This is a genomic window from Actinocorallia lasiicapitis (assembly GCF_054778695.1).
In genome coordinates, this window is the sequence record NZ_BAAGZI010000759.1 from 1 (window position 1) to 1,121 (window position 1,121).

The following is a 1,121-nucleotide window of genomic DNA, read 5'->3' on the forward strand; positions in this document are numbered from 1 at the left end:
CGTCGACGGCCACGGGCGACGGCCGGCTGAACGCCGCGTCGCGCAGGACGGGCCGGACCGCGAGCCAGGAGACCGTGACGGCGCAGGCGGTCGCGGCCGCCCAGGCTGTCGCGTAGGTGAGCTTGCGGCGCATCCGCGTATTCTGCCCCAATGGCGACGGTGCTGGTGGTCGAAGACGACGCGATGGTCCGGGCGGCGCTGATCCGCGATCTGTCCTCGCGCTCGCATGTGGTGCGGAGCGCGGGCACCGCCCTGGACGCCCTGCGGGAGGCGGCCCAGGCCCCGCCCGACATCATCGTGCTGGACCTCGGCCTACCCGATCTGGACGGCGCCGAGGTGCTGCGGATGCTCCGCGGGATCACCGACGTCCCGGTGATCATCGCCACGGCGCGCGACGACGAGGCCGAGATCGTCAAGCTGCTCCACGCCGGAGCCGACGACTACCTGGTCAAACCGTTCTCCGGCGAGGTGCTGTCGGCGCGGATGTCGGCGGTGCTGCGCCGCAGCGGCAGGGCCGCGCCCGCCGCCCTGGTCGTCGGCGGGCTCCGGATCGACCTGGACCGCCGCGAAGCCGCCCTGGACGGGGTGCCGCTGGAACTGACCCGCCGCGAGTTCGACCTGCTCGCCTATCTGGCGGCCTCGCCGGGACGGGTCGTGGCGCGCCGCGAACTGCTCACCGAGGTCTGGCACCAGGCCTACGGCGAGGACCAGACGATCGACGTGCACCTGTCGTGGCTGCGCCGCAAGCTCGGCGAGACCGCGTCGCGCCCCCGCTACCTGCACACCGTGCGGGGCGTCGGGGTGAAGCTGCAGGCGCCCTGATGCGCCGCACACTGCTGTGGGTGTCGCTCGCCGTCACCTCGATGATCGCGCTGGCGTTCCTGATCCCGCTGGGCTTCGTCGTCCAGGAGATCGCCAGGGAGAAGGCCCTGGTGGACGCCGAACGGCAGGCCGCGGCGATCGCCCCCGCGCTGGCGATCACCGGTGACCGCGACACCCTGGAGAAGGCCCTGCTGTCCACGCAGGCGGGCGCGGCGGGCCGGATGAGCGTCCATCTGCCGGACGGTGTGCTGCTCGGCCCCGGCGGGGCGGCCGTGGCGCTCGCCGACGCCGCGGGCGGC

1 protein-coding gene and 1 pseudogene are annotated in these 1,121 nt (G+C 74.0%); both read left to right on the forward strand.

From position 1 onward, the window contains the following. Positions 1–150 precede the first annotated feature (150 nt). A complete protein-coding gene (locus tag ACYVE7_RS34410) occupies positions 151–822 on the forward strand; it encodes a response regulator transcription factor (RefSeq protein ID WP_460370806.1) in 672 nt (223 codons plus the stop codon). Further along, positions 822–1,121 (forward strand): annotated as a pseudogene (locus ACYVE7_RS34415) (two-component sensor histidine kinase); the annotation flags it as partial. The gene ACYVE7_RS34410 and the pseudogene ACYVE7_RS34415, both read left to right, overlap by 1 nt.